This window comes from Acinetobacter lwoffii (assembly GCF_052078135.1).
GTDB lineage: Bacteria > Pseudomonadota > Gammaproteobacteria > Pseudomonadales > Moraxellaceae > Acinetobacter > Acinetobacter lwoffii_Z.
In genome coordinates, this window is the sequence record NZ_JBQGUZ010000016.1 from 21,852 (window position 1) to 47,425 (window position 25,574).

The 25,574-nt window shown below is 43.3% G+C and carries 28 protein-coding genes; 14 read left to right on the forward strand and 14 right to left on the reverse strand.

Annotated elements, in window-relative coordinates; translation table 11 throughout:
- Positions 1–64: 64 nt before the first annotated feature.
- The 5 genes from ACTL4S_RS11220 to dapD form a co-directional block, all read right to left on the reverse strand.
- Positions 65–523 (reverse strand): peroxiredoxin, encoded by a 459-nt coding sequence (locus ACTL4S_RS11220; RefSeq protein ID WP_138742572.1) that lies wholly within the window; start codon positions 521–523, stop codon positions 65–67.
- 85 nt (positions 524–608) lie between these two features.
- A complete protein-coding gene (locus ACTL4S_RS11225) occupies positions 609–1,022 on the reverse strand; it encodes a hypothetical protein (protein WP_004645640.1) in 414 nt (137 codons plus the stop codon).
- 16 nt (positions 1,023–1,038) lie between these two features.
- The gene (queC, locus tag ACTL4S_RS11230) at positions 1,039–1,707 is read right to left on the reverse strand and encodes a 7-cyano-7-deazaguanine synthase QueC (protein ID WP_004731688.1); all 669 of its coding nucleotides are present in this window, start codon (positions 1,705–1,707) and stop codon (positions 1,039–1,041) included.
- A gap of 35 nt (positions 1,708–1,742) precedes the next feature.
- Positions 1,743–2,453, reverse strand: coding sequence for a 7-carboxy-7-deazaguanine synthase QueE (gene queE / locus ACTL4S_RS11235; protein ID WP_441299377.1), 711 nt, complete (start codon positions 2,451–2,453; stop codon positions 1,743–1,745).
- A 131-nt stretch (positions 2,454–2,584) separates the two neighbouring features.
- Positions 2,585–3,406: a 2,3,4,5-tetrahydropyridine-2,6-dicarboxylate N-succinyltransferase gene (gene dapD / locus ACTL4S_RS11240; RefSeq protein ID WP_004645637.1), complete on the reverse strand. Its 822-nt coding sequence runs from the start codon at positions 3,404–3,406 to the stop codon at positions 2,585–2,587.
- Between the two features lie 319 nt (positions 3,407–3,725).
- Between dapD and carO the strand changes: the two genes are divergently transcribed.
- Positions 3,726–4,457, forward strand: a complete 732-nt coding sequence (gene carO, locus ACTL4S_RS11245) for an ornithine uptake porin CarO (protein ID WP_441299378.1) — start codon at positions 3,726–3,728, stop codon at positions 4,455–4,457.
- A 55-nt stretch (positions 4,458–4,512) separates the two neighbouring features.
- Here carO and ACTL4S_RS11250 read toward each other — a convergent pair whose 3' ends face one another.
- The 8 genes from ACTL4S_RS11250 to ACTL4S_RS11285 all read right to left on the reverse strand — a co-directional run bounded on the left by ACTL4S_RS11250 (position 4,513) and on the right by ACTL4S_RS11285 (position 12,529).
- Positions 4,513–5,742, reverse strand: a complete 1,230-nt coding sequence (locus ACTL4S_RS11250) for an OmpP1/FadL family transporter (RefSeq protein WP_441299379.1) — start codon at positions 5,740–5,742, stop codon at positions 4,513–4,515.
- Between the two features lie 93 nt (positions 5,743–5,835).
- Positions 5,836–6,759, reverse strand: coding sequence for a CysB family HTH-type transcriptional regulator (locus ACTL4S_RS11255; RefSeq protein WP_148334599.1), 924 nt, complete (start codon positions 6,757–6,759; stop codon positions 5,836–5,838).
- Positions 6,760–6,812: 53 nt separating this feature from the next.
- Complete coding sequence (locus ACTL4S_RS11260) at positions 6,813–7,874, reverse strand: sulfate/molybdate ABC transporter ATP-binding protein (RefSeq protein WP_085064085.1); 1,062 nt, start codon at positions 7,872–7,874, stop codon at positions 6,813–6,815.
- 11 nt (positions 7,875–7,885) lie between these two features.
- A complete protein-coding gene (gene cysW, locus ACTL4S_RS11265) occupies positions 7,886–8,779 on the reverse strand; it encodes a sulfate ABC transporter permease subunit CysW (protein ID WP_004279077.1) in 894 nt (297 codons plus the stop codon).
- On the reverse strand, positions 8,776–9,609 hold the full coding sequence (gene cysT / locus ACTL4S_RS11270; protein ID WP_004279076.1) for a sulfate ABC transporter permease subunit CysT: 834 nt from the start codon (positions 9,607–9,609) through the stop codon (positions 8,776–8,778). The genes cysW and cysT overlap by 4 nt, the downstream gene beginning before the upstream one ends.
- A gap of 85 nt (positions 9,610–9,694) precedes the next feature.
- The gene (locus tag ACTL4S_RS11275; protein WP_441299380.1) at positions 9,695–10,300 is read right to left on the reverse strand and encodes an RBBP9/YdeN family alpha/beta hydrolase; all 606 of its coding nucleotides are present in this window, start codon (positions 10,298–10,300) and stop codon (positions 9,695–9,697) included.
- Positions 10,301–10,332: 32 nt separating this feature from the next.
- Complete coding sequence (locus ACTL4S_RS11280) at positions 10,333–11,346, reverse strand: sulfate ABC transporter substrate-binding protein (RefSeq protein ID WP_441299381.1); 1,014 nt, start codon at positions 11,344–11,346, stop codon at positions 10,333–10,335.
- A gap of 175 nt (positions 11,347–11,521) precedes the next feature.
- On the reverse strand, positions 11,522–12,529 hold the full coding sequence (locus ACTL4S_RS11285) for a sulfate ABC transporter substrate-binding protein (protein WP_005265774.1): 1,008 nt from the start codon (positions 12,527–12,529) through the stop codon (positions 11,522–11,524).
- Between the two features lie 160 nt (positions 12,530–12,689).
- Between ACTL4S_RS11285 and pabC the strand changes: the two genes are divergently transcribed.
- The 4 genes from pabC to ACTL4S_RS11305 all read left to right on the forward strand — a co-directional run bounded on the left by pabC (position 12,690) and on the right by ACTL4S_RS11305 (position 15,677).
- The gene (gene pabC, locus ACTL4S_RS11290; RefSeq protein WP_005247525.1) at positions 12,690–13,502 is read left to right on the forward strand and encodes an aminodeoxychorismate lyase; all 813 of its coding nucleotides are present in this window, start codon (positions 12,690–12,692) and stop codon (positions 13,500–13,502) included.
- Between the two features lies 1 nt (position 13,503).
- Positions 13,504–14,562: an endolytic transglycosylase MltG gene (gene mltG, locus ACTL4S_RS11295; RefSeq protein ID WP_005247523.1), complete on the forward strand. Its 1,059-nt coding sequence runs from the start codon at positions 13,504–13,506 to the stop codon at positions 14,560–14,562.
- 2 nt (positions 14,563–14,564) lie between these two features.
- Positions 14,565–15,164, forward strand: a complete 600-nt coding sequence (gene tmk / locus ACTL4S_RS11300) for a dTMP kinase (RefSeq protein ID WP_004279070.1) — start codon at positions 14,565–14,567, stop codon at positions 15,162–15,164.
- A 96-nt stretch (positions 15,165–15,260) separates the two neighbouring features.
- A complete protein-coding gene (locus ACTL4S_RS11305; RefSeq protein ID WP_114540887.1) occupies positions 15,261–15,677 on the forward strand; it encodes a PaaI family thioesterase in 417 nt (138 codons plus the stop codon).
- 108 nt (positions 15,678–15,785) lie between these two features.
- Here the strand turns inward: ACTL4S_RS11305 and nadB are convergent, their stop codons facing one another.
- On the reverse strand, positions 15,786–17,420 hold the full coding sequence (nadB, locus tag ACTL4S_RS11310) for an L-aspartate oxidase (protein ID WP_441299382.1): 1,635 nt from the start codon (positions 17,418–17,420) through the stop codon (positions 15,786–15,788).
- Positions 17,421–17,649: 229 nt separating this feature from the next.
- Here nadB and ACTL4S_RS11315 point away from each other — a divergent pair, with 229 nt between their 5' ends.
- The 9 genes from ACTL4S_RS11315 to recO all read left to right on the forward strand — a co-directional run bounded on the left by ACTL4S_RS11315 (position 17,650) and on the right by recO (position 25,573).
- Positions 17,650–19,035: a Do family serine endopeptidase gene (locus ACTL4S_RS11315; protein ID WP_441299383.1), complete on the forward strand. Its 1,386-nt coding sequence runs from the start codon at positions 17,650–17,652 to the stop codon at positions 19,033–19,035.
- Positions 19,036–19,155: 120 nt separating this feature from the next.
- Positions 19,156–19,608, forward strand: coding sequence for an acyl-CoA thioesterase (locus tag ACTL4S_RS11320; protein ID WP_441299384.1), 453 nt, complete (start codon positions 19,156–19,158; stop codon positions 19,606–19,608).
- Between the two features lie 250 nt (positions 19,609–19,858).
- A complete protein-coding gene (lepA, locus tag ACTL4S_RS11325) occupies positions 19,859–21,676 on the forward strand; it encodes a translation elongation factor 4 (RefSeq protein ID WP_004279065.1) in 1,818 nt (605 codons plus the stop codon).
- A 20-nt stretch (positions 21,677–21,696) separates the two neighbouring features.
- Positions 21,697–22,524, forward strand: a complete 828-nt coding sequence (gene lepB / locus ACTL4S_RS11330) for a signal peptidase I (RefSeq protein ID WP_441299385.1) — start codon at positions 21,697–21,699, stop codon at positions 22,522–22,524.
- A 23-nt stretch (positions 22,525–22,547) separates the two neighbouring features.
- Complete coding sequence (locus ACTL4S_RS11335) at positions 22,548–22,919, forward strand: DUF4845 domain-containing protein (RefSeq protein WP_441299386.1); 372 nt, start codon at positions 22,548–22,550, stop codon at positions 22,917–22,919.
- Complete coding sequence (rnc, locus tag ACTL4S_RS11340) at positions 22,891–23,589, forward strand: ribonuclease III (protein ID WP_004279062.1); 699 nt, start codon at positions 22,891–22,893, stop codon at positions 23,587–23,589. The genes ACTL4S_RS11335 and rnc overlap by 29 nt, the downstream gene beginning before the upstream one ends.
- Positions 23,589–24,617, forward strand: coding sequence for a GTPase Era (gene era / locus ACTL4S_RS11345; RefSeq protein ID WP_004279061.1), 1,029 nt, complete (start codon positions 23,589–23,591; stop codon positions 24,615–24,617). Before rnc ends, era begins: the two co-directional genes overlap by 1 nt.
- Positions 24,618–24,653: 36 nt before the next feature.
- On the forward strand, positions 24,654–24,851 hold the full coding sequence (locus tag ACTL4S_RS11350; RefSeq protein ID WP_004645619.1) for an NF038104 family lipoprotein: 198 nt from the start codon (positions 24,654–24,656) through the stop codon (positions 24,849–24,851).
- Positions 24,852–24,862: 11 nt separating this feature from the next.
- On the forward strand, positions 24,863–25,573 hold the full coding sequence (gene recO / locus ACTL4S_RS11355; protein WP_004645618.1) for a DNA repair protein RecO: 711 nt from the start codon (positions 24,863–24,865) through the stop codon (positions 25,571–25,573).
- The last annotated feature ends 1 nt before the right edge of the window (position 25,574 follow it).

Below are 25,574 nucleotides of genomic sequence, written 5' to 3' on the forward strand. Positions count from 1 at the left end.
TATGAACGTTATTGTAAAAAAAGCTCGAATATTTCGAGCTTTTGTCTATACGATAAGCATGCAATTAAGCAGCTTGCAAAGCTTTTAAATCTTCCAGAACTTGTTCTGCATGACCTGCTGCTTTGACCTTACGGTATTCTTTGACCAGTTGGCTATTATGGAAAATAAAAGTTGAACGCTCAATGCCCATTACTTGTTTGCCATACATGTTCTTTTCTTTAATCACATCAAAGTGATTGCACAACACTTCTTCTTTATCGCTGATCAGGTTAATACTCAGGTTCTGCTTTTCAGTAAAGTTCTGATGAGCTTTTACCGAATCACGGGATACGCCAAGAATTGTGGTATTTAAAGCATCGAACTGATCTTTTAAACAGGAAAATCCTACTGCCTGAGTTGTGCAGCCCGGTGTAGAATCTTTAGGATAAAAATAAATCACCAGCCATTCTGTATTTAACTGGGTTAAATTGATTTCGCCTGTCGTCGCAGGAAAATTTTGGTCAAGCAAACTCATTTCAGACATAAAAACTCCTGTTTTCTTGAAATTTTTTCAAAAAAAATAAGCCACATTATTATAGTGGCTTATTTTATCAAAGAATAATCAGATCTTATTTCTTTGGTGCCGCTTGAGCTGATTTCATCGCTTCTTCAGTCAAAGTTTTCAGTTTGCCTGTTAACTGTGGACCAAAGCATGCTTGAAGATCTTTATTCTGCTTCTGTACAAAAGCTAAAGTGCCTGGGCTTTTCTTCTGGTTAATAGTGCTTTGAATTTCCCATTTTTGTGCATTGGTTAATTTGCCATCTGCTTCAATAGCACAACCACAATATTTGCTGACTTCAGCAGATGTCAATTTTTTGCTTTTGCCAGTTTCATTTTTACAAACATTGATCAATGCAGATTTTACATTGGTGCTTTTATAAGCTTGTTGTAATTTGTCATCAGCCGCTTGAGCCGTAGTTGCGAACATAGCAGCAGCTGAGACAATTGCTGAAAGCACGATGCTTGATTTTAAATTCTTCATAAACTCTACCTTGTTATTACGGTATATAACGTGTCGGGTCTTCAACACCTGCGTCCGCAAAACCCTGTTTACGTAAACGACAACTGTCGCATTTGCCACAGGCACGTCCTTGGTCATCTGCTTGATAGCATGACACCGTTTGACTGTAGTCTACGCCATGTTCAATACCTAAGCGAATGATATTTGCTTTGGATAAATGTAACAAAGGTGTTTCAAATTTGAGCGCCTGACCCTCTACGCCAACCTTGGTCGCAAGGCGTGCCATGTTGGCAAATGCCTCGATAAATTCCGGACGGCAATCCGGATAACCGGAGTAATCAACCGCATTAATTCCGATGACAATCGCTTCAGCTTCGAATACTTCAGCTGCTGCTAAGGCGTAAGACAAGAAGATAGTATTACGTGCTGGAACATAGGTAATCGGAATGCCAGCCTGTTCATGGTCAGGTACCTCAATACTATGATCGGTAAGGGCTGAGCCACCCAGATTACCCAGATCAATATTGATCACTCTATGTTCCACACCCGCACGTTGCGTTAAAGCTTTTGCTGCATCCAGCTCGGTCGTTGAACGCTGACCATATCGAAAACTAAGTGCGATACATTCATAGCGTGCCTGCGCCCAAGCCAGACATGTTGTTGAGTCTAATCCGCCAGATAACAGGACAATGGCACGAGGGCGCATAAGCTGATTCTCCAAAAAAAATACTTTACAAAAAATTAACGACCAGTTTCATCATTCCATAACAACTTGTGTAGCTGTAACTGGAAACGAACAGGGAGATGGTCTTCTAAAATCCACTGAGCCAAATCACTTGCCAGTGGTGGTAAACGAACCGCACCTTTTTCAACCGCAAATGCAGGCGAAAACCAAACTGTACTCACTTTGTCTTGAAGTTGGTACAGTTCTAACTGCTGCTTTGACCATTCATAATCTTCACGATTGCATATTACGAACTTGATTTGATCATGTGCAGTTAAATGATCGAGATTAGCAAGCAAATTCCGTGCAACTTCACCTGAATTTGGTGTTTTTAAATCTAAAACTTTGGAAACACGTGAATCCACTTTGGACACATCTAAAGCGCCACTGGTTTCAAGTGAAACCTGACATCCTAAATCTGCAAATCGCTGCATCAGGGGTAGGGCATTTGGTTGTGCCAGTGGTTCACCACCGGTCACACAGACATAAGGAGTTTTAAAATCTAGCGTGGTCTGGATAATATCGTCCAGAGACTGACGCTCACCGCCTTCAAAGGAATAGGTGGTATCACAATAGCTACAACGTAATGGACAACCGGTTAAACGGATAAATACCGTTGGCAGTCCTGCGGCATTGGCTTCACCTTGCAATGAATAGAAAATCTCCGTAATGCGTAAACCCGCAGACGGATCAGAGACAGGAATTGCGGAAGATCGAAGCGTATTCATAACAAAACTAACCAATGAAAAATAAATAACCGGGTATAAAAATAAAAATCCCTACGATCATTACTAATCGTAGAGACGAGGAGCGGTTGAGGCTCCGAGGAACACGAATGTATCCTCTAAGTTAAAACATCTTAGTCTTCGCGTAATAGATCGTTCAGACTTGTTTTAGAACGAGTTTGTGCATCAACTTTTTTTACGATAATGGCAGCATATAAGCTGTAAGTACCACATTTAGATGGAAGGCTACCTGCAACAACGACAGAACCTGCTGGTACGCGACCATAATGGATTTCGCCAGTGGCACGGTCATAAATCTTGGTCGATTGACCAATGAATACGCCCATTGAAATCACAGAACCTTCTTCAACGATTACGCCTTCAACGATTTCAGAACGTGCACCGATAAAGCAGTTATCTTCAATAATGGTTGGATTCGCTTGAAGCGGTTCAAGCACACCACCAATACCTACACCACCTGACAAGTGAACATTTTTACCGATTTGTGCACATGAACCTACAGTTGCCCAAGTATCAACCATCGTGCCTTCATCTACATAAGCACCGATGTTGACATAAGAAGGCATCAAGATCACGCCTTTGGCCTGGAAAGAACCTTTACGTGCAACAGCAGGCGGTACAACACGTACGCCAGCAGCCTTGAATTGTTCTTCAGTCCAACCTGAGAATTTAGTCTCTACTTTGTCATAGAAACGAAGATCACAAGCTTCCATTGGTTTGTTGTCGTTCAATTTAAATGATAACAATACCGCTTTTTTAATCCATTGATGAACAACCCATTCACCATCGATTTTTTCAGCAACACGTAAAGTACCATTGTCTAGACCAGCAATTACTTCCTCTACTGCTTGACGAATTTCAGCAGAGCAATCTGCAGCTGTAAAATTCGCACGGTCTTCAAACGCTTGTTCAATGATTGTTGAAAGCTGCGACATGATCTTCCTTCCAGAAAAAAATTTTCTAGATTTTACACTATATTGCAGGAAAAATAGTTGAAAGCACTAAAAATAGATGAAAAATAACCAGAAGTGTAGAAAGCGTGAAATTATTAAAGTGATAAGTGTACTTTTTCATTATGTTGAAATGTAGGAGAAGTGTTAGAAAACACTTGGTTCTCAACAAGAAAAATTAATTTGTATCAAAAAATAACAAAAGATGAGCAAAATGTGAATAAAAAATATTTTTTAAGTCCTTTATATTGAGCCTATCACGAATAACTAATGATCAAAATAAGTTCTTTTGAGGAGAGAAATAATGAAATCTTTACATAATATTTTAGCAGTATCAGTCTTAGCTCTAGCAGCGGGTTCTGCGATGGCTGCTGATGAAACAATCGTAACAGATGAAGGCGTTGCTGAATTCTCTTTCTTTAAACCAGCTTCTGTTCGTGCTGAAGTCGGTACTACCGGTTATGGTGGTGCAATTTCCTGGAGTGCTAACCCATATGTAGGCGTCACTTTAGGTTATAACGGTGGAGACATTTCCTGGTCGGATGATTTATCAATCAATGGTTCTGATTATGACTTGGATATGGACAATAATCTGACTTATCTAAATGCTGAAATTCGTCCTTGGGCAAACTGGTTCTATATGGCAGCCGGTGTAGCTTATGTTGATAATCAATATGATATCGATCGCCGAGTTCGTTCTGGTGAAACCTTCTCCGTAAATGATGTTGAATTCCGAGCAAATGGAGATGCACGTATTAGTGGTGACCTATCTTATAAAAATAATATTGCACCATACCTAGGTATTGGTTTCTCTCCAGCAATTACTAATCGTTGGGGTGTCTTTGGTGAAATTGGTGCTTACTACAATGGAAATCCAACAGTTAACTTAACTTCAAGTGGAGCTGCTACTCCTACAAATTCTGGAGTCATTGCTGACTTTAACCAACAAGTTCAGCTGGAAGAAGACGATATTCGTAATGACAACGAATATAAGTGGCTACCAGTAGCGAAACTGGGTGTAAGCTTCCGCTTCTAAGTTTTAATCTTATAAAAAATGGGCTTCGGCCCGTTTTTTGTTTTTTAGAATAATTTTAAAAGTGATAACCCAGTTTCAAACCTAGGACCCAAGCACTGTTATCGGAAACTGCAGATAAACCTGCAATCTGTGGCGTAATAGGTTCGGATGAGGAAATTTCAGGTTTTTGGAACTTTAAATAATATAGTCCTGTAGCAATATCCCAGGTTTCTTGAATCTTATAAAGATGACCTAGTCCGATGCCCCAATAGCCATCACTCGGATTCAATGTTGAAGCCGGATTTCCTGTACCAGAATCCCATAAAAGTTCGATGGAATTTATGCCAAAAGATGGCCATTGATGGGCAAGTCCGATTTTTCCAGACCATTGATCCTCACGATAATCAATCATTCTGATTTCTTCTACTTCCGGAAACTGTAAGGCCACATAGTCAATTACAGCACCAAACTTGGGGGGCTGGATCACGAAATTTTGCCAGTTTGACCAACGCAGCGTGCCATAGAGCGCATTTTGATCAGTTAAAGCTGTCTGAAAATCCAGATTCACTGACTGAGGAGTTTGAATTTCTGTATAAGGTGCTGGATTCGTACCTACAACAATCGATTCAGTGGTTTTATTATGATGAATGATTGCAGAACGATAGGTCAGTGCAGTTCTAAAAAAATATTCTGGGATCTGATAACTGATTCCAGCAAGCCAGCCCCAAGCGGGATCTCGTTCAAATGTGGCTCGATAACCATTGAATATATAAAATGTCTGCCCGGATAAATATAAATTTCCCTCTAAGCTTTGATAACTTAGCCCTGTATAAAAATTCCAGTCATCGTCTGGTTGAAAGCCAATTAATGAGGTCAAATTATGACTCTTAAACTGAATGGTAGCAGCCTCAATTGGAAGTGCTGCACCTGCAAAAACAGGATCATAACGATAAGCGATATCTAGAGAATAAGGCTGATCGTAAATCAGTCCCCACGACACTTGAGGATTCAACTGGAATTTTAATGCTGCATTTGAGATCAATTGGTTATGGGCAAGATTTCCTGTTGAAAAATCGGTGATGCCTAATTGTTGCAGCTCTTCGGTATGTTGTACCTGACCGCTGATATCGGGGCGAACCCAGGCCAGTGAAACTTCAGCATAATGATTTTTTTCAAAAAACGATTGGATACTTTGGTTAGATTGTTCAAACGCTGCTGCATAACCTGACCCGGAGAAAAACAAGCCCACGGAGAAAAGAGCAAATTTATGATTGATCATCTTGGTATAATTCAATTTATTATGCACGTGATTATGCTTGATATTTATATTCTTTATCCACTCAAAAAATAAAAAAGAGGCGATGTAGCCTCTTTGATTAAAAACTTAAAATACTGCAATTTATTCGTCTGGATAAGCCACTTTTTTCAGTGCCTTAATATCTGCGTCTGGTGAGCAGAGGGAAATAAACTCGTAGCCATAACCGCGTAATAAATGACCTTTACGCACTGCAATCCAGGTGGTATTTACGCCGAAAATATCGGTTTCAATCTGCTTTAAACGGTAATCACGCTCCGGGTCATAGGCCACATCGTTGACAATGCCGATGCCCATATTCATTTCTACATAGGTCTTGATGACATCGGCATCAAGCGCGGACATCACAATATCTACATCAAAACCAGCTTCTTCAAAGGCGGTATCAATCTTGGAGCGACCGGTAAAACCACCATGATAGGTAATAATCGGGTAGTGCGCCAGATCTTCGATGAGCACGTGTTCTTTGCTTGCCAGTGGATGATTCTGCGGGGTAATAATACTGTGTTGCCAGTTATAGTAAGGCACGCTGGCCAGATTATCTTCAGTGGTGAGTGCTTCGGTCGCAATACCGATATCCGCTTGACCTTGCAGTAGCATTTCCGTGATTTCAACCGGGCTGGCCTGTTGCAAAATCAAATGTACTTTAGGGAATTCTTTTTTGAATTGGCTGACAATTGGTGGCAACACATAACGCGCCTGGGTATGCGTCGTGGCAATCGTCAATGTGCCTTCATCGACTTTATTGAAATCATCGGCCAGACGTTTGATATTGTCGGCATCGACCAGCATGCGTTCCACAATGCCTAAAAGTGCCTGACCTGGTTCGGTTAAGCCCAGTAGACGTTTACCTTTACGGATAAATAACTGCACCCCCAGTTCATCTTCCAGATCTTTAATATGCTTACTTACCCCGGACTGTGAAGTATAAAGCGCAGCAGAAGCTTCAGTTAAATTAAAGTTTTGTCTAACCGTTTCTCGTATAATTCTTAATTGTTGGAAATTCATAATTCTCTTACCCTAGAAGAGGATGGGGCATTTTAAAGCCCCATCTTTTGATCTTAAGCGACCTGGTTTTCAAATAAATGCAAATTCACCGCACTTAACCAAACAGTTTGATTTGGGCGGAATTGATGCGCTCTCGCTTCATCAGGCGTCAGTAAAATTTCAATCAGATTGCCTTGACGGTCATTTAGCTCAGCAACTACTTTACCCGCGATCCATAATTCACGAATGAAGGTCGCCTGAATGGCATTGTCGTGTGGCTGTGCATGGATGCGTAGTTCATCTGGACGTGCGAATAAAATCACTTCACCTTGAGCGGCATTTTTTGCACCCTCAAATTGAATGCGGTCTTCGCCGAGCTGGATGATGCCTGCATGGTTCTGACCTTCAAAACGGTTCGCCTGACCCAAAAAGTCGAATACAAATGGAGTTTTTGGTGTTTCATAGACTTCACGTGGAGATCCGATCTGCTCTACATTACCTTTGTTCATTACTACGATCTGATCCGCAACTTCAAGCGCTTCTTCCTGATCATGAGTCACGAAGATCGAAGTGATATGCAGTTCGTCATGCAGGGTACGTAACCAACGACGCAGTTCCTTACGGACTTTGGCATCCAGTGCGCCGAAAGGTTCATCCAGTAATAATACACGCGGTTCAACTGCCAAAGCACGTGCCAAGGCAATACGCTGGCGCTGACCACCAGAAAGTTGAGCTGGATATCGGTCAGCCAGGAAACCAAGCTGAACCAAGTCGAGCAAACGAGTCACACGTTTCTTGATTTCTGCTTCCGATGGACGGGTTTTACGCGGACGAACACGCAAACCAAAGGCAATATTGTCAAATACCGTCATATGGCGGAATAGGGCATAGTGCTGGAATACAAAGCCAACTTCACGCTCACGCACATGTACATTGGTGGCATCCTGACCTTCTAAAATCACCTGACCGCCATCCGCAGATTCCAGACCGGCAATAATCCGTAGCAAAGTGGTTTTACCACAGCCGGATGGGCCAAGAAGTGCGACCAGTTGACCATCTGGGAAATCCAGCGAAATGTTTTTTAGTGCGTGGAATGCACCAAAGTGTTTTTCAATATTTTGTACTTGAATACTCATGTGGGCATTCCTTAAGAAACTGTTGAATCTTCATTACGTTTGTCTTGTTTTTCCTGGCGCAGTTCCACCCATGTTTTTAAAATCAGGGTCACAATTGCGAGGAGAGCCAGAAGCGAAGACACGGCAAACGCAGCACTAAAGGTATATTCGTTATAAAGAATTTCGACGTGTAGCGGCAAGGTATTGGTTTCACCACGGATATGGCCGGAAACCACCGACACCGCACCAAATTCACCCATGGCCCGCGCATTACATAGAATCACGCCGTAGATCAGACCCCATTTGATATTGGGCAGGGTCACTTTCCAGAAAGTCTGCCAGCCAGATGCACCAAGTACAATCGCAGCTTCTTCTTCTTCGGTGCCTTGTGCTTCCATTAACGGAATCAACTCACGTGCAACAAAAGGTACAGTAATGAAGATAGTCGCCAGGACAATTGCAGGCACCGCATAAAGGATCTTGATATCATGATCCATCAGCCAAGATCCCATCCAGCCTTGGGTACCGAAAATCAGCACCAGCATCATACCCGCGATTACAGGTGAAACCGAGAAAGGAAGATCAATAATGGTCGTCAGGAATGATTTCCCCGGAAAGTTGAACTTCGCCACAGACCAGGCTGCCGCAACACCAAATACGACGTTGAGCGGTACCGCGATTGCAGCCGTCAGCAAGGTAAGTTTTACTGCCGACAGAGTATCCGGATGCACCAGCGCTTGGGTATAAACGCCAACCCCTTGTTTAAAGGCTTCAACAAAAACCAGAATCAAGGGCAGAATCAAGCAGCTTAAAAAGAAGATTAAGGCAATAGTGAGCAGTGTATAGCGTACCCAAGTCGGTTCGCGGGTTGCATCACGGGATTGCAGCTTTTCAGCCAGCGCATTACTGTTGGTATTTAAACTCATCGCGCAGTTCTCCCGGTACGACGGCTGGCCCATGCCTGTAATAAGTTAATCAGGAATAGCATCACGAAGGAAATCAGTAGCATGACGACAGCAATCGTGGTTGCACCAGCATAGTCATATTCTTCTAAACGAGAAATAATCATTAAGGGTGCAATTTCCGTTTCAAAAGGCTGGTTACCGGCAATAAAGATCACCGAACCATACTCACCGACACCACGGGCAAAGGCTAAAGCGAAGCCAGTGATCAGCGCAGGCAGCAGAATTGGGAAAATCACTTTGGTCACAATCTGAAAACGGTTGGCACCCAGTGCAGAAGCCGCTTCTTCCAGTTCAGTTTCCAGATCACTCAGTACCGGTTGGACGGTACGCACCACAAAAGGCAGGCCAATAAAGATCAATGCCAGTGTAATACCAATCGGGGTATAAGCGACTTGAATGCCAATCGGTTCTAAATATTGACCAATCCAGCCGGTCGGTGCATATAAAGAGGTCAGGGCAATACCCGCAACCGCAGTGGGCAAGGCAAAAGGCAAATCTACCAGGGCATCGACAATACGTTTGCCCGGAAAGCTGTAACGTACCAGACACCACGCCAGTAACAGGCCAAATACTACATTGACCAGTGCAGCGACAATGGCTGCGGTGAAGCTTAACTGCAATGATTTCAAGATACGTTCAGAGCTCAGGATTTCCCATAAGCCATCCCAACCAATGCCCAGTGATTTAATAAAAACAGCTGACAGCGGGATCAAAACGATTAATGACAAATACGCTAGGGTAAAGCCTAGAGAAAGACCAAATCCTGGCAGCACTCGGGATCGCTGCGACATGATTACTCCTCAAAAGAGAGAATGCTGATTAAAAATAACCAGCGAAATTAGAAAATAAATTTGGCACAAGCATAATTTGCAGCGACTAAAATGCAAATTTAAAATAACACTTGCTCTCATCAACTTTGCTGATATGGGGCATAGTGTTTTCTGAAATCAAATAGTGTTCAATTTCAGGAAAAGGGCCAAAACCAGAAGCGACATTGACATGACCGACTGCACCCAGATTAATTGGTTTGATTTTCCAGGTTTGGGCCAGTATGTGGGCATCTTCAAAACTTAACCAGGGATCATTTTCACTGATCAATAACGTGGTGGGCACCTGAAGCTTGAGCTGTTGAAAATAGGTGCTGTAGTCAGTCTGACTGTCGCGCGAAAAACCATTTTCCCCAAATCGTGCCGGATTAGCTGGTGCCACCAATAGCAGATTTTTTACTTTTGCATTGAGTTCGGGATGTTGGGCAAGGGCCGCAATACTGGTCAGACAGCCAAAGCTGTGTGCGACAATCTGAACCTCTGCTGGAATGGCTTGCAGAGTTTTGACAAATTCTGCTACCCAGATATCCAGTATCGGATGATTCCAGTCCTTTTGCTGCACACGGGAGCATCGCATCAGCCGGTGCTGTAAGCAGGTTTGCCAGTGGTTGTATTCACTGCCACCTACACCAGGAACGATAAGCGTATGAATCATGTCGATGCTCCTATATCAATCAGCTTGGAAAATTATTTCGCGCTGTTGGCTTTAACGATCTGGTCAAATACACCACCATTTTCAAAGTGGGCTTTTTGTACCTTGCTCCAGCCGCCAAATTCCTGATCAACCGTCACCAGTTTTAATGGCTTAAATACTTGGCTGTATTTGGCCAGTACTTTGGCATTACGTGGACGATAATAATGTTTGCCTGCCAGGTCTTGACCCAATGGCGAATACAGGAAGTTCAAATAACCTTGAGCCAAGTACTGGTTGCCTTTTTTCTTGGCATTTTTTTCTACAATCGCCACCGGTGGCTCAGCCAGAATAGATAGAGAAGGGGTAATAATTTCAAATTTGCCCGGCTGTTCACGAAGGGCTAAATGCGCCTCATTTTCCCAAGCGAGTAAAACATCCCCGATGCCACGTTCAGCAAAAGTCGTGGTTGAACCACGTGCCCCAGAATCCAGAACTTTGGTATTTTTATAAATTTTACGGACAAATTCTTGCGCAGTCTTATCATTACCGCCCGCCTGATGTTTGGCCCAAGCCCAAGCCGCCAGATAATTCCAGCGTGCACCGCCTGAAGTTTTCGGGTTTGGGGTAATGATTGCTACGCCCGGTTTGACCAGATCACCCCAGTCCTTAATCTCTTTCGGATTGCCTTTACGCACCAGGAAGACGATGGTTGAAGTATAAGGCGTCGAGTTTTGCGGCAATTTCTTTTGCCAGTCCGCAGGTAACAGTTTAGCTTTTTCTGCCAGCACATCAATATCGGCAGCCAATGCTAACGTTACGATATCTGCATCCAGACCATCAATCACGGCACGAACCTGCTTGCCTGAACCGCCATGTGATTGTTTGAAATTGATTTTTTGACCAGTCCGGCTTTCCCAATATTTGCCAAAATTCTTATTTACATCTTCATACAGTTCACGGGTCGGATCATAGGATACATTGAGAAAATCACGTGCTGCTGCACCAAATGAGGTTGCCGAGATAACAGCTGCTAAAACCCCAAGTTTTAATGTGTTTGAAATGCTCATCTGGACTGAATCTCTGATATGTTCTGTAACATAAGCGCAGAATAAACTTATTCTTTATGCATAAAAAATAATTAAAAATGAATTTTATATGAAAAAAAAAGATAAATAAGCTCTTAAGTGTTTGAAATAAGAATGGCCTTATGAATAAAGGCCATAATGAACTGCATTTAAAGTATTATTTTGCGTGATTGGCTTTGACAATCTGATCAAACACACCGCCATTGTCAAAATGCTGTTTCTGAACCTTGGTCCAGCCACCAAATTCTTTATCAATGGTGACCAGTTTTAAGGACTTGAATACGGTACTGTATTGCTTTAATACATTCGCATTACGTGGACGGTAAAAGTTTTTCGCCGCCACAGTCTGTCCAGCAGGTGAATAGAGGTAATTTAAATAGGCTTTGGCCAGATGTTCATTACCATCTTTCTTGGCATTTTTTTCTACGATTGCCACGGGTGGTTCAGCCAGAATAGACAGAGAAGGAGTAATGATTTCAAATTTTCCCGGCTGTTCGCGGACGGCCAAATGTGCTTCATTTTCCCAAGCCAGTAATACATCCCCAATCCCGCGTTCAGCGAAAGTCGTGGTAGCACCACGTGCACCCGAATCCAGTACTTTGGTTTGTTTGTAGATTTGACGGACAAAGTCTTGTGCTTTGGCATCATTGCCACCTTTCTGGTGTTTGGCCCACGCCCAGGCAGCCAGATAATTCCAGCGTGCACCACCTGAAGTTTTTGGGTTCGGGGTAATAATGTCTACGCCTGGTTTAACCAGATCTCCCCAGTCTTTGATTCCTTTTGGATTGCCTTTACGTACAAGAAAAACGATGGTTGAAGTATAGGGTGTCGAATTCTGCGGGAATTTCTTTTGCCAGTCTTTAGGCAGCAAACCACGTTCTGCAATTTCATCAATATCTGCTGCCAGTGCCAGTGTTACAACATCTGCATCCAGACCATCAATCACCGCACGTGCCTGTTTGCCTGAACCGCCATGCGACTGTTTATAATTGACTTCCTGACCAGTGGTTTTTTTCCAGTAAGCACTGAATTCTTTATTAAAGTTGTCGTACAATTCGCGAGTCGGGTCATAAGACACGTTCAGGAAATCTTTTGCTGAAACGCTTAAGGCGCTTGCTGAAAGTAGCGCTGCCAGTACCCCAATTTTTAATTTACGCGTGTTCATTTTTTGCCTCAAGTTTTTTAGCTTTTGTTAGATGAGGCAAGAATAGCTTGAGATTTTTTGCATAAAAAATAATTAAAAAAGAATTGGATGTGAGTAAAAAAGATATATAGGTGAAGCCTGAATCTGACTGCTCAATTTTTCATTTTAGAGGCTGCAAAATATGCTGTATTTAAAAAATGCCCAACAGGTCAGCCAGATAGATGTGCTGGATCGTGGCTTTCATTATGGTGATGGCTGTTTTACCACGGCCCGGATTCGGCATAACCGGATTGAATTATATGATCGTCATCTGGCACGTTTGCACATTAGCAATCAGAAATTAAGCCTGAATGCCAATCTTGATCTGATTGCAGAAAGCTTACAGATTTTACGTGCATCAGAACATGAACTGAATGGCACATTGAAAATCGTGCTGAGTCGTGGAATTGGTCAGCGCGGTTATAGCTTGCCGGATCATCCTGCAGATCTCTGGCTATTTTATTATCCTCAAACCGTACAGGATTTTAAGTTTGAGCAGATTCAAAGTGGCATTTTACAGCAGGCATTAGGACTGACCATGCCGAGTCTGGTAGGGCTAAAAACCTTAAACCGTCTAGAGCAGGTTTTGCTGAAACAGGAAGCAGATCAAAGCGGCTGGCCTGAGGCCCTGGTGACAGATGTACAGGGCGGTGTTGTCGAAGGGGTAAGCAGTAATTGTTTCATTCGTATAAACAATACATGGATTACGCCGGAACTTCGTTATAATGGCGTCTTCGGTGTCATGCGTGCAGAAATTCTACAACGTATGCAAGATCAGGGAATTAGCTGTCAGCAACGCTGTATCGATATGGATGAAATCAACCATATTCAAAGCCTGTTTTTCTGCAATGCACTCAGCCCGATGAAAATTGTCACGCAATTTGAGCAGCGAACCTTGGATGGCGATGCTTGTATTGAAATTTTTAACCGTCTTCGATTGAACCAGATGTCTTAATATGTCAGCTTCCAAACCTAAAGCCAAAAAGAAAAATAAAGCGAGATTCTCCTCATCTTTCAAAGGAATTGCCTTGGTCCTGATGGGGATTGCTTTGATCTTGGCGTTGATCCTGAAAAGCAGTTTGTGGAAGGAGTATCCTGTCGAAGGAAAAAAACAGCTGCTCGCGATTGAATCTGGTCAAACCTATTCCGGTTTTATTGATCGTCTGGCCAAAGAAAATCAGGTGAGTTTTCCGATCATTCTCAAGCTGTATCAGCGCATCATGATTCATGACAGCATGAAAGCGGGCGTGTATGAAGTGCGCCAGGGCATGAGCATCCGTCAGGTCTTGGAGATGATTTCCGATGCAGACAATGCCCAGATGAGCCGGATTCTGGTGATTGAAGGAACGACTTTTAAGCAACTGATTGATGCCCTGAAGAAAAATGATCTGGTCACCAAAGAAGTGCTGCATCTGCCTACTGAGCAATTACTCAAAGAACTGAATATTCCGTTTTCACATCCTGAAGGGCTGTTTGCACCGGATACTTATTTCTTTGCCAAAGGTGAAACTGACCGTAAAATTCTGACCAATCTTTATCAGCGACAGATGAAAGCACTGGATGAGGCGTGGGCGAAACGTGCAACTGATCTGCCATATCAGAATAAATATGACGCGCTGATTATGGCATCGATTATTGAAAAAGAGACCAGTGTAGATCGTGAATTGGAACAGGTTTCTGGGGTATTTGTACGCCGTTTAAAAATTGGCATGCGTTTACAGACCGATCCAACAGTGATTTACGGAATGGGCGATAATTATAATGGCAATATTACCCGTAAAGATTTACGCACACCGACGCCGTATAACACCTATACTATTTCAGGTTTGCCGCCAACGCCAATTGCGTTGCCAAGCAAGAAAGCCATTGAAGCAGCCATGCATCCGGATAATTCTGACAACCTGTATTTTGTCGCTACCGGTAATGGTGGACATAAGTTCACGAGCAATCTTAATGACCACAATAAAGCCGTACAGGAATATCTGACGATTTTACGCTCGAAAAATAAGGAATGAGTATGTTTATTAGCTTTGAAGGCACAGAAGGTGTAGGTAAAACCACGCTCATTCGTTCGATCTATGAAGATTTTATCGCCCAGGGCAAAGATGTTATTTTGACTCGTGAACCCGGTGGAACCCCGATGGCTGAGCAGATTCGCTCGCTGTTGCTGGCTGTGAACCATGAAGAAGCCATGGCGCATGATACTGAGCTGTTATTGATGTATGCGGCGCGTGCCCAGCATCTGGCACAAGTGATTCTGCCCGCATTAGAAGCTGGGAAAATTGTCTTATGTGACCGTTTTAGCGATGCCAGCTTTGCCTATCAATGTGCAGGTCGGGGTCTGAGCGAAACCAAGTTGCAGTTACTGAATGACCACTTTGTCGCACGCATGCCGGACATCACGTTCTGGTTAGAAGCACCTATTGAACTGGGGATGAACCGAGCACGTGAACGTGGTGCGCTGGATCGCTTTGAACAGGAAAAAGTCACTTTCTTTGAGAAAGTGAGAGCGGGATATGAAACTTTATGGCAACGTCATCCTGAACGGATCAAACGTCTGGATGCAACTCAAACGCCTGAGCAGGTATTTGAGCAGGCCTTAAGTTATTTAAAATAAGCTTGGAATTAAAATACTTTTTATTTAATTTTTCTCTAGGTTTATCTATGAAGAATCTTCTATATTAAGGCTGATATAGAAGATTTTTTTAATAAGATGAAAACGACCAAAACAGAGATAGAACAATTTTTACAACAAGAATTTCCACAAAGCCTGGAGAAGTGCCGAATTGAGAAGGTTTCGCCGCGTGGAGCCACTCTGCTTTATCAGGTGAGATCAGAGGAATTGCGTCCAGGCGGCACAGTTTCTGGCCCAACCATGATGACCTTGGCGGATTTTGCTCTTTATGTCGCCATTCTGGGTGAAATTGGATTGGTCGGTTTGGCTGTCACGACCAATCTGAATATCAACTTCTTACGTAAACCTTCAGGTGGGACAGATATACGGGGAGAGTGTAAGCTGATCAAGGTCGGCAAGGCACTGATCGTGGGAGAAGTCTGGATTTATTCGATAGATCATGAAGAACCTGTGGCGCATGTGACCGGAACATATTCAATTCCACCACAACGTTAGATGTTTGAAAGTTAGATGACCACTCTAAATAGCCTAAGATACCTTTGAGCAGATAAAAATCTAAAAAGAAAAGGAGATATCACCCAAGGATGTTATCTCCATCCATTTTTAACAATTCACCAAAGGTGTTTCTACTTCAAAATTTGGTGGCACGAGGACTGTTTTGCGTAGTTCTGGTAGCAGCTCGGGATAATCCAAGGTGAAATGCAAACCGCGAGATTCTTTACGGTGCATGGCGCAGCGTACAATCATCTCGGACACTAGTACCAGATTACGCAGCTCAATCAGATTTTTGCTGACCTGGTAATCCTGATAGTACTCGGTAATTTCTTTTTTTAGCATTTCAATACGATGCAAGGCACGTTCCAGACGCTTCGTCGTACGTACAATCCCGACATAGTTCCACATGGTTTGACGTAACTCGTCCCAGTTTTGCAGAATTACTACATCTTCATCTGGATTAGTGACTTGGGAATCATCCCAAGCTGGCACTGCAGGAGCTGGCTGATCGGTCTTAAAATTTTCCTGAATGTGCTTGGCCGCACTCATTCCATAGACAAAACATTCTAAAAGTGAGTTACTGGCCATACGGTTAGCACCATGCAGGCCAGTATAAGAGGTTTCCCCAATCGCATAGAGTCCGACAATATCAGTCTGACTGTTTTCATCGACTATGACACCACCGCAGGTGTAATGGGCTGCCGGAACGACTGGAATCATGTCTTTGGTAATATCGATCCCTAGTTCAAGCAAACGGGCATACAGAGTCGGGAAATGCTCTTTGACAAAGCTTTCATCTTTATGGGTAATGTCCAGCCAGACATGACGAATACCGAGACGCTTGATTTCATAGTCGATGGCACGTGCCACAATATCACGCGGTGCGAGTTCGGCGCGTTCGTCAAAACGCAGCATAAAGCGTTCACCATCAGGCAGGCGCAGATAAGCGCCTTCGCCACGCATTGCTTCAGTAATTAGGAAAGAACGTGCTTGTGGATGATAAAGGCAGGTCGGGTGAAACTGGTTAAATTCCATGTTGGCGACCCGGCAGCCGGCACGATAAGCCATGGCAATACCATCACCCGTGGCAATGTCGGGATTTGAGGTGTAAAGATAAGCTTTCATAGCACCGCCACAGGCAAGGGCGGTAAATGGAGCCAAGAAGGTATGCACTTTTTCAGTTGTTTCATCCAGGGCATATAAACCCAGCGCACGATTATCGCCGTCTAAACCGAGCTTTTGTGAACAGATCAGGTCAATCGCAATATAATTTTCAAAGATTTTAATATTCTGTTTTTCTTGGGCCCGTTGTACCAAGGTGGTGGAAATGGCACGACCAGTCGCATCGGCCGCATGAATAATTCGGCGCTGTGAATGACCACCTTCACGGGTGAGATGTAACTGTTCCTGTTCATCCAGAGTAAATTGCACGCCGTGTTTCAGCAGGAAATCAACTGAAGGTTTGCCACCTTCTACCGTCTGTTTAACCGCATCCATTTCACATAGCTGTGCGCCTGCAATCATCGTGTCATCAATATGCTGTTCAATTGAGTCCATTTCATCCAATACTGCGGCCACGCCGCCTTGAGCATAAAAGGTACTGGCATCTGTCAGGGTGGATTTCGCTAAGACTGCAATATTAAAATGATCTGGGAGCGATAAGGCTAAACTTAAACCAGCACCGCCACTGCCCACAATAATAACGTCAAATTGATGGGTAAGGGATAAATTAGACATGTCCATCAGCTAATTTTAAAAAAGTTTGGTAATAACAGCGCTTTTTTGTACAAAAGGCAAGCGTTGAAGTGCTCATTTATTGATGAAAAAAATTAATCAAAGCCTTAACTTAATGCTTTAATAATGAGATATTGCCCGGAATAAAGTATTGAAACATATTATTACTTAAACTTTACAGTGTTTGTGATAAAACCTATTTACATAAATTTATCAACAATTTGAGTGAATAATTTATATGAAAATTCTAGACTTAAAAAAAGGATTATTTGCAGCGACCCTGACCATGAGTGCTGCACAGTTGCAGGCGGTCACGCCGGTTGATTTTTCAAATCTGGTTGAGCAGGTCAGTCCTGCTGTAGTCAGTGTCAATGTCGTTAAAAAAATGAGCGAAGAAGAGCTCTTACAACAACAAGTTCCGGAAATTCTGCGCCGCTTTTTTGGTAATCAGGTGATTATTCCGCAGCAGCGTATGCCACAGGAAAAGACGGGCTATGGCAGTGCATTCTTTATCAGCAAGGATGGCTATCTGCTGACCAATCATCATGTGGTTGAAGATGCTTCCAAAGTCACCATTACCCTGAATGACCGTCGGGAAATTGATGCCACTGTTGTTGGGAGTGATGCACGAACTGACGTAGCTTTGCTTAAAGTTAATGGCTCGAATTTTCCAGAATTACGGACAGGGGATGTAGGGCGCTTACGTGTCGGTGAGCCTGTACTCGCAATTGGTTCGCCATTTGGTTTTGATTATTCAGCTTCTGCCGGAATCGTCAGTGCCAAAATGCGTAATATGATGGGTGAAACTGCAGTACCTTTCATCCAGACAGATGTAGCATTGAACCCGGGTAACTCAGGTGGTCCTTTGTTTAACCAGCGCGGTGAAGTGGTCGGTGTCAACTCACGGATCTTTAGTGGAACCGGTGGTTATATGGGCTTGTCCTTTTCGATTCCGATTGATGTGGCAATGGAAGTTGCAGATCAGTTGAAGAAGAATGGTAAAGTGACCCGCTCTTATTTGGGTGTGAGTTTGCAGGATATCGACCGTAACCTGGCCGAATCTTATAACTTACCTAAACCAGAAGGTTCTCTGGTAACTCAGGTTGCACCAAACTCTCCGGCTGCACGCGCAGGTCTGCGTGCCAGTGATGTCATCTTGAAATACAACGGTACCCCAATTTCACGTACCAGTGAACTGTTGAACTATCTGAACCGTACTGCACCTCAGCAGCAGGTACAACTTGAAATCTTGCGTGATGATAAACGTCGTAGTATTGCAGCGACTTTAAGTGCGGCACCAGATGATACCCCAGCAAAAGCAAGCACACAGGCTCAACCCAGCAAAGGGCCAGTGATCGGGGTTTCAATTCGTGACTTAAGTCCAGCAGAGTTAGCGAATCTGGAAATTAAAGGTGGTGTGGTGATTCAGGATGTACGTCCGGGTGGTATTGCAGCACAGGCACGAATTATGCCGAATGATGTGATCACGCAAATTAATAACCAGACAGTACTGAACTCAAATCAGTTTGTACAAGAGGTGTCTGAACTGAAAAAGGGTAGTATCGCGCGTGTCACCTTGATTCGTCAGGGGCAGCTTGCGGTGGTCGGGATGCGTATCTCATAAGATTGCTAGATTTTCTTGAAAAACCGCTTGTAGAAGCGGTTTTTTATTTTTTGCAATTTATCCGGGCGATAAATTCGGTAGACTCTATAGCCTTAAAATCATGGAAAGGATAACAGCACAGTGAGCGGTATTTTTGATCTTGCATTAACGGTAAAAGCCAAACATATTGATGGATTGGGCCATGTGAATAATGTGGTCTATGTGCAATGGATGCAGGATGTCGCATCAGCTCATATTGAAAAACTGGGCCTGGGGCTCAAGCAATATGTGGAACTGAAACATGCCATGGTCGCGGTTGAGCATCAGGTGCAATATCGCAAGGCAGCTTTTGAGGGGGACGAGATTATTCTGCGCACCTGGCTGAATGATATCAATGCCCTGTATTCCTTTAGACAATACGCATTTTATCGACCACAGGATCAGACCGTGTTATTTACCGGAAGTACGCAATGGGCCTGTATTGAAATGGCCACAGGGCGCCCAAAACGCATGTCACCAACTTTTACTCAAGCTTATCAGCCACTTTCAGAGCATGTAAATCCTTTTGATTTTTCCATTTTATATCTGGATTAATGAGACAATATTTTCCAGTTTGTTCAGTACATCTGGATAATATTGAGGAAGAAATGTGATTTGAGAGTTATCTTCTACTCGTAGTAACCCAGATTCCATCTGACTGACGTGTACGCGACACCAAGGATAAAGGAAAAAATATAATTCTTTTTCTAGATCACCATTCTGCTATAATCCTTCGCAATTTCTATTCGGCTTTTGTTATGTAATATTTTTAAATTACATAGCGCGTTTTTTCTCAAGGTAACCCATGGCGCAAGCTAAAAAATCTGTTGATATTAAAAACATTCGTAACTTCTCGATTATTGCGCACATTGACCACGGTAAATCGACCCTAGCGGATCGCTTTATTCAAACTTGTGGCGGTTTGCAAGATCGTGAAATGCAGGCTCAAGTCCTTGACTCAATGGAGCTTGAGCGCGAACGTGGGATTACCATTAAAGCCACTTCGGTAACCTTGTACTATACGCATCCCAACGGTCAAGAGTATCAGTTGAACTTTATTGATACACCAGGACACGTCGACTTCTCGTATGAAGTCTCACGCTCCCTTGCTGCCTGTGAAGGTGCCTTGCTGGTTGTAGATGCTGCGCAGGGCGTAGAAGCACAGTCTGTTGCTAACTGCTATACCGCAATTGAACAAGGTCTGGAAGTACTTCCGGTACTGAACAAGATCGACTTGCCGCAAGCTGAACCTGAACGTGTCATTCAGGAAATTGAAGACATTATCGGGATTGAAGCCACAGAAGCGCCAACCTGTTCTGCAAAAACAGGTTTAGGTATTGAAGGTGTGCTTGAAACACTGGTCAATGTAATTCCTGCACCTGAGGGTGATCGCGAAGCGCCATTACAAGCGCTGATTGTGGATTCATGGTTTGATAACTACCTTGGTGTAGTTTCTCTGGTTCGGGTCAAGCAGGGTCGAGTGCGTAAAGGCGACAAGATGTTGATCAAATCAACTGGTCAAACGCATATTATTACTTCTGTAGGTATCTTTAACCCGAAACATACTGAAACCGGTATGCTGGAAGCGGGTGAAGTTGGTTTTGTCATTGCCGGTATCAAAGATATTTTCGGTGCGCCAGTCGGTGATACGATTACCTTGGCAACCACACCTGAAGTGGCAACATTGCCGGGCTTTAAAAAGGTGAAACCACAGGTTTATGCTGGTCTATTCCCGATTGATGCCAGCGATTTTGAACCTTTCCGTGAAGCATTGCACAAGCTGCAAATCAATGACTCGGCTTTGTTCTTTGAACCTGAAAGTTCAGATGCGCTCGGTTTTGGTTTCCGCTGTGGTTTCTTGGGCATGCTGCACATGGAAATCGTACAGGAGCGTCTGGAACGCGAGTATGATCTTGACCTGATTTCTTCTGCGCCAACCGTAATTTATGAAGCGGTGATGAAGAATGGTCAGACGATTTATATCGACAGTCCATCCAAAATGCCTGATGGTTCAACGGTTGAAGATTTACGTGAACCGATTGCTGAGTGTCATATTCTGGTACCGCAAGAATACTTGGGTAACGTCATGACGTTATGTGTTGAGCGCCGTGGTGTGCAAAAAGACATGAAGTTTATGGCGAATCAGGTTTCCATTACTTTCGAAATTCCAATGGCCGAAGTGGTCATGGACTTCTTTGATAAATTGAAGTCTTGTTCACGTGGTTTTGCATCACTGGACTATAACTTTGTCCGTTTTGAAAGCTCATCTTTAGTCAAAGTAGATGTCTTGATCAATGGGGAAAAAGTCGATGCCTTGGCGATGATCTGTCACCGTAATGATGCACGTCATCGTGGTATTGCACTGGTTGAAAAAATGAAAGACCTGATTCCACGTCAAATGTTTGATGTCGCGATTCAGGCGGCAATTGGTGCGCAAATCATTGCACGTTCGACTGTAAAAGCGATGCGTAAAAACGTATTGGCGAAGTGTTATGGTGGTGACGTGTCACGTAAGAAAAAACTTCTATCTAAACAGAAAGAAGGTAAGAAACGCATGAAACAGGTGGGTAGCGTAGAAATCCCGCAAGAAGCGTTCTTAGCTGTATTAAAAGTCGAACGCTAAAATAATAAGGATATAAGCCCATGGATTTTGATTTTAATTTAATTCTTGTTCCTGCGACCCTGTTTTTTGTCGCAGTGTGGTTGCTAGACAAGTTTGTTTTGAAGCAAAGACAAACCCGAGGCAAAGGCCATGAGAATTTCATTATCACCTGGGCTTATGACTTTTGGCCGGTACTGGCCATCGTGCTGGTACTGCGTTCGTTTTTATATGAACCTTTTAATATTCCATCCGATTCTATGGTGCCGACGCTGGAAACCGGCGATTTTATTCTGGTGAATAAATTTGACTATGGCATCAAACTGCCTATGGTCAATACCAAAATTATTGATACCGGCAGCCCGGAACGTGGTGATGTAGCGGTATTCCGTTATCCACCGCAACCGACCATCAGTTATATCAAGCGTATTGTCGGCTTGCCAGGCGATCATATTGTTTATGATCATGGCCAGTTGAGCATTAATGGTGAAAAAGTGGCGAAAGTTCCAGTAGAATTTAGCCGCGAAAAAGACCGCTTAGATACCCCGAATGCTATTTATCATAAAGAAACCCTGGGTGAGCATACCTTTACCATGCGTGAGCTGGAAGGCGTGAATGTCGCTCGTCAGGCACCTTTTATTAACTATTTGGAAAATGGTAAATATTCAGGTGAAAATGGTTTATATTGGGAAGTGAAAATACCAGAAGGTCATTACTTTGCGATGGGGGATAATCGCGATCAGAGTGCTGACAGTCGTTTCTGGGGGCTTGTTCCGGAAGAAAACTTAACAGGTCGTGCCTTCTATATCTGGATGCATAAAGAACCTGGCTTTAAATTGCCATCGTTTGGTCGAAACGGAACAATCGATTAATTGTTTCAATCAGGAAAATAAAAATGAGACATCAACAAGGTGCTTCTTATATTGGGGTTTTAATTGCAATCGTGGGCTTTGCATTTCTTGTAAAAGTGGCGATTGCGGTGTGGGGACCATACTTCGATGATCGTATGGTAGATGGTGAGATTGAGGCGCTGTTAAAAAGTGCTCCAGCCAATATAACGCCAGAAAAATTCCGTCAACAGATGAGTCAGCGTTTAGACATGAATAATATTCGTGATCTAAAGTTTGACGAAATTGCCAAAGTTACCAATACCGATGGTTTACAGGTGCACAAGAATTATGAAATTCGTAAAAATTTCATAATGAATATCGATTTAGTGATGAAGTTTGAGAAAGAGTTTGATCAAAGCACAGTCAAAGCTAAATGATGAACGTCTTGCCAAACGGATCGGCTATCAGTTTAAACAGGCTGATTTGCTGAAACTGGCATTGACTCATCGTTCAGTCAGTCATAAACACAACTACGAGCGCCTGGAATTTCTGGGCGATTCTCTTTTAGGGATGATCATTGCGAATTATCTTTTTAATGCCTATCCAAGCGAAAATGAAGGCCGGTTGACGCGTATGCGTGCAACCCTGGTTCGTCAGGAAGCATTAGGAAAAATCGCCAATGATTTAAAACTGAGCCAGAATTTAATTCTCAGTACCGGTGAATTGAAATCTGGTGGTCATCATCGTGAGTCTATACTGGCAGATACAGTAGAAGCCATTATTGGCGCAATCTATGTCGACTGCGGTGATCTCACTGTGCTAGAACCGATTGTGTTAAAATGGTACGAGCCATATTTGGATCATATTGAGCCGACAGATCAGCTTAAAGACCCTAAATCTCGCTTACAAGAGTATTTACAAGCACGTAAGAAACCTCTCCCAGTTTACGAGGTTGTAGATATTCAAGGTGATGCCCCCAATCAGCATTTTAAAGTGGAATGCCAGATTGCGGGATTACCGACTATGCAAGGCGAAGGCGCGAGCCGGCGTTTTGCTGAACAAGCCGTTGCGGCGGATATTTTGAAACTTTTGGAGCATAAGTCTTAATGACTACTCATTCCGATCACATTGATGCTGATCACGAGTCGCAAAGCGACAGTCACGACCTTATTAGTCAATTTTTTAGTGCACAAGGCACCGAAATCCCATCGGATTATCGCAGTGGTTTTGTTGCCATTGTAGGTCGCCCGAATGTGGGTAAATCTACCTTAATGAACCATATTCTGGGTCAGAAGCTTTCAATTACCTCACGTAAACCGCAAACCACACGTCATAAAATCGTGGGGATTGATTCACGTGAAAAATCTCAGGCGGTATTTGTTGATACACCGGGGATGCATAAAAAAGAAGTCCGTGCCATCAATAAAATGATGAACCGTGCGGCACATTCGGCTTTGCGTGATGTGAACCTGGTTTTATTCGTGGTGGATGCGCAAAAGTGGACACCAAACGATGACCTGGTTCTGGAAAAGCTGAAAAATGCTGAAATGCCAGTCATTCTGGTGATCAACAAGCTGGATACTTTTGAAAACAAGAACGAAGCTCTGCCGCTGATTCGTGAACGCGAAAAACTGATGAACTTTGCAGAAATCGTGCCTGTATCTGCACTGCGTGGTGCCAATCTTGAACATTTACGTGACACGATTGCCAAGTATCTTCCATTCCAGCCACCACTGTATTCACTGGATCAACTGACCGATCGTTCAGAGCGTTTCCTGGCATCTGAAATTATCCGTGAAAAGATCATGCGCCAACTGGGTGAAGAGCTTCCATACGATTTGACCGTTCAGATCGAATCCTTCAAAACTGAAGAACCGGTCTTGAATGAAAAAACCGGTCGTATGAAGGCAGCATGTACCTATATTGATGCCACGATTTTTGTCGATCGCCCGAGCCAAAAAGCCATTGTGATTGGCGAAAAAGGTGTCAAACTGAAAAAAATCGGTATGGATGCGCGTCTCGACATGGAAAAAATGTTCGAACAGAAAATCATGCTGACCCTTTGGGTGAAAGTCAAAGGTGGCTGGTCTGATGATGAGCGCGCATTAAAAAGCTTAGGTTATAGTGATATCTAAGCGATAAGAGTATAAGCCCCTTCGAGGAATTCAGTGATGATGAAAGTTTTGGCAGTAGTTGCATGTGTTTTATTCCTGCAAGGCTGTATTCATAAAGTGGTCACGGTTCCTGTCAAGGTGGCTTATAAAACCACAAAAGTCGCAGTCAAAGGTACTGCGGCTGTTGTGGGTGCAGTGATCCCGGATGGGGATGACGAAGAAGATGATAAAAAATCAAAAAAAGATAAGGATTAAAGTGCCCGCTTATGCGTAACGAAGTACTGCATGGCTATTTGATTCATCATCGTAAGTACCGTGAACGCAGTCATATTGTGCATTTATTCACCCAGGAATATGGCAGGGTAGATGGTATTCTCAGGCAAATGCCACCACCGCAGTATCAGCCCATTCGTTTGCAAGCTTCAGGTAAATCCGAACTTAAAAACTTTACTAAATTGGAAATTGTCAATCAGCCGATTTTCTTTTTTGGCGATGCTTTTTTCTCGGGTTTTTATCTAAATGAAATCCTGTTGCGGCTATGTCCTTTAGAAGTCGAAATGCCGCAAACTTTTGCCAAATATGCTGAGACCTTGACTGCATTGCAGCAGTTATCCGCACAATCTAATCCAAATTTATATTTAAAACAGATCTTGCGCCAGTTTGAGCATGTTTTGTTGGAAGAACTCGGTTATGGTCTGGATTTTTCGGTAGATGCCAATCAGGCGCAGATTGATCCACTACAGCATTATTATTTTCAGCTCAATGCCGGCTTTATGCCATCGGCCAAAGCCTTACGCTCCACTATGTCTGGTCAACAGATTTTAAGTATGTTGATGCATGAAAATGGTGGGGATTTTAATCCGGAACAGTTACAATTACTGACGAAACTGTATCGACAGGTGATCACGGCCTTGCTCGGTGATCGACCATTAAAAAGTCGACAACTCTGGATTCAAAACTCTCAATCTCAATCGTAGT

Bases quoted from the DNA above. Each gene is read 5' to 3' on its own strand.
- nadB (WP_441299382.1), bottom strand. From the start codon at position 17,420: ATGGACATGTCTAATTTATCCCTTACCCATCAATTTGACGTTATTATT.
- pabC (WP_005247525.1), top strand. From the start codon at position 12,690: ATGCTGTATTTAAAAAATGCCCAACAGGTCAGCCAGATAGATGTGCTG.
- ACTL4S_RS11305 (WP_114540887.1), top strand. From the start codon at position 15,261: ATGAAAACGACCAAAACAGAGATAGAACAATTTTTACAACAAGAATTT.
- ACTL4S_RS11335 (WP_441299386.1), top strand. From the start codon at position 22,548: ATGAGACATCAACAAGGTGCTTCTTATATTGGGGTTTTAATTGCAATC.
- era (WP_004279061.1), top strand. From the start codon at position 23,589: ATGACTACTCATTCCGATCACATTGATGCTGATCACGAGTCGCAAAGC.
- ACTL4S_RS11285 (WP_005265774.1), bottom strand. From the start codon at position 12,529: ATGAACACGCGTAAATTAAAAATTGGGGTACTGGCAGCGCTACTTTCA.
- carO (WP_441299378.1), top strand. From the start codon at position 3,726: ATGAAATCTTTACATAATATTTTAGCAGTATCAGTCTTAGCTCTAGCA.
- cysW (WP_004279077.1), bottom strand. From the start codon at position 8,779: ATGAGTTTAAATACCAACAGTAATGCGCTGGCTGAAAAGCTGCAATCC.
- ACTL4S_RS11315 (WP_441299383.1), top strand. From the start codon at position 17,650: ATGAAAATTCTAGACTTAAAAAAAGGATTATTTGCAGCGACCCTGACC.
- cysT (WP_004279076.1), bottom strand. From the start codon at position 9,609: ATGTCGCAGCGATCCCGAGTGCTGCCAGGATTTGGTCTTTCTCTAGGC.
- ACTL4S_RS11225 (WP_004645640.1), bottom strand. From the start codon at position 1,022: ATGAAGAATTTAAAATCAAGCATCGTGCTTTCAGCAATTGTCTCAGCT.
- ACTL4S_RS11280 (WP_441299381.1), bottom strand. From the start codon at position 11,346: ATGAGCATTTCAAACACATTAAAACTTGGGGTTTTAGCAGCTGTTATC.
- lepB (WP_441299385.1), top strand. From the start codon at position 21,697: ATGGATTTTGATTTTAATTTAATTCTTGTTCCTGCGACCCTGTTTTTT.
- ACTL4S_RS11220 (WP_138742572.1), bottom strand. From the start codon at position 523: ATGTCTGAAATGAGTTTGCTTGACCAAAATTTTCCTGCGACGACAGGC.
- ACTL4S_RS11255 (WP_148334599.1), bottom strand. From the start codon at position 6,759: ATGAATTTCCAACAATTAAGAATTATACGAGAAACGGTTAGACAAAAC.
- mltG (WP_005247523.1), top strand. From the start codon at position 13,504: ATGTCAGCTTCCAAACCTAAAGCCAAAAAGAAAAATAAAGCGAGATTC.
- tmk (WP_004279070.1), top strand. From the start codon at position 14,565: ATGTTTATTAGCTTTGAAGGCACAGAAGGTGTAGGTAAAACCACGCTC.
- ACTL4S_RS11260 (WP_085064085.1), bottom strand. From the start codon at position 7,874: ATGAGTATTCAAGTACAAAATATTGAAAAACACTTTGGTGCATTCCAC.
- recO (WP_004645618.1), top strand. From the start codon at position 24,863: ATGCGTAACGAAGTACTGCATGGCTATTTGATTCATCATCGTAAGTAC.
- ACTL4S_RS11350 (WP_004645619.1), top strand. From the start codon at position 24,654: ATGATGAAAGTTTTGGCAGTAGTTGCATGTGTTTTATTCCTGCAAGGC.
- queE (WP_441299377.1), bottom strand. From the start codon at position 2,453: ATGAATACGCTTCGATCTTCCGCAATTCCTGTCTCTGATCCGTCTGCG.
- dapD (WP_004645637.1), bottom strand. From the start codon at position 3,406: ATGTCGCAGCTTTCAACAATCATTGAACAAGCGTTTGAAGACCGTGCG.
- ACTL4S_RS11275 (WP_441299380.1), bottom strand. From the start codon at position 10,300: ATGATTCATACGCTTATCGTTCCTGGTGTAGGTGGCAGTGAATACAAC.
- queC (WP_004731688.1), bottom strand. From the start codon at position 1,707: ATGCGCCCTCGTGCCATTGTCCTGTTATCTGGCGGATTAGACTCAACA.
- lepA (WP_004279065.1), top strand. From the start codon at position 19,859: ATGGCGCAAGCTAAAAAATCTGTTGATATTAAAAACATTCGTAACTTC.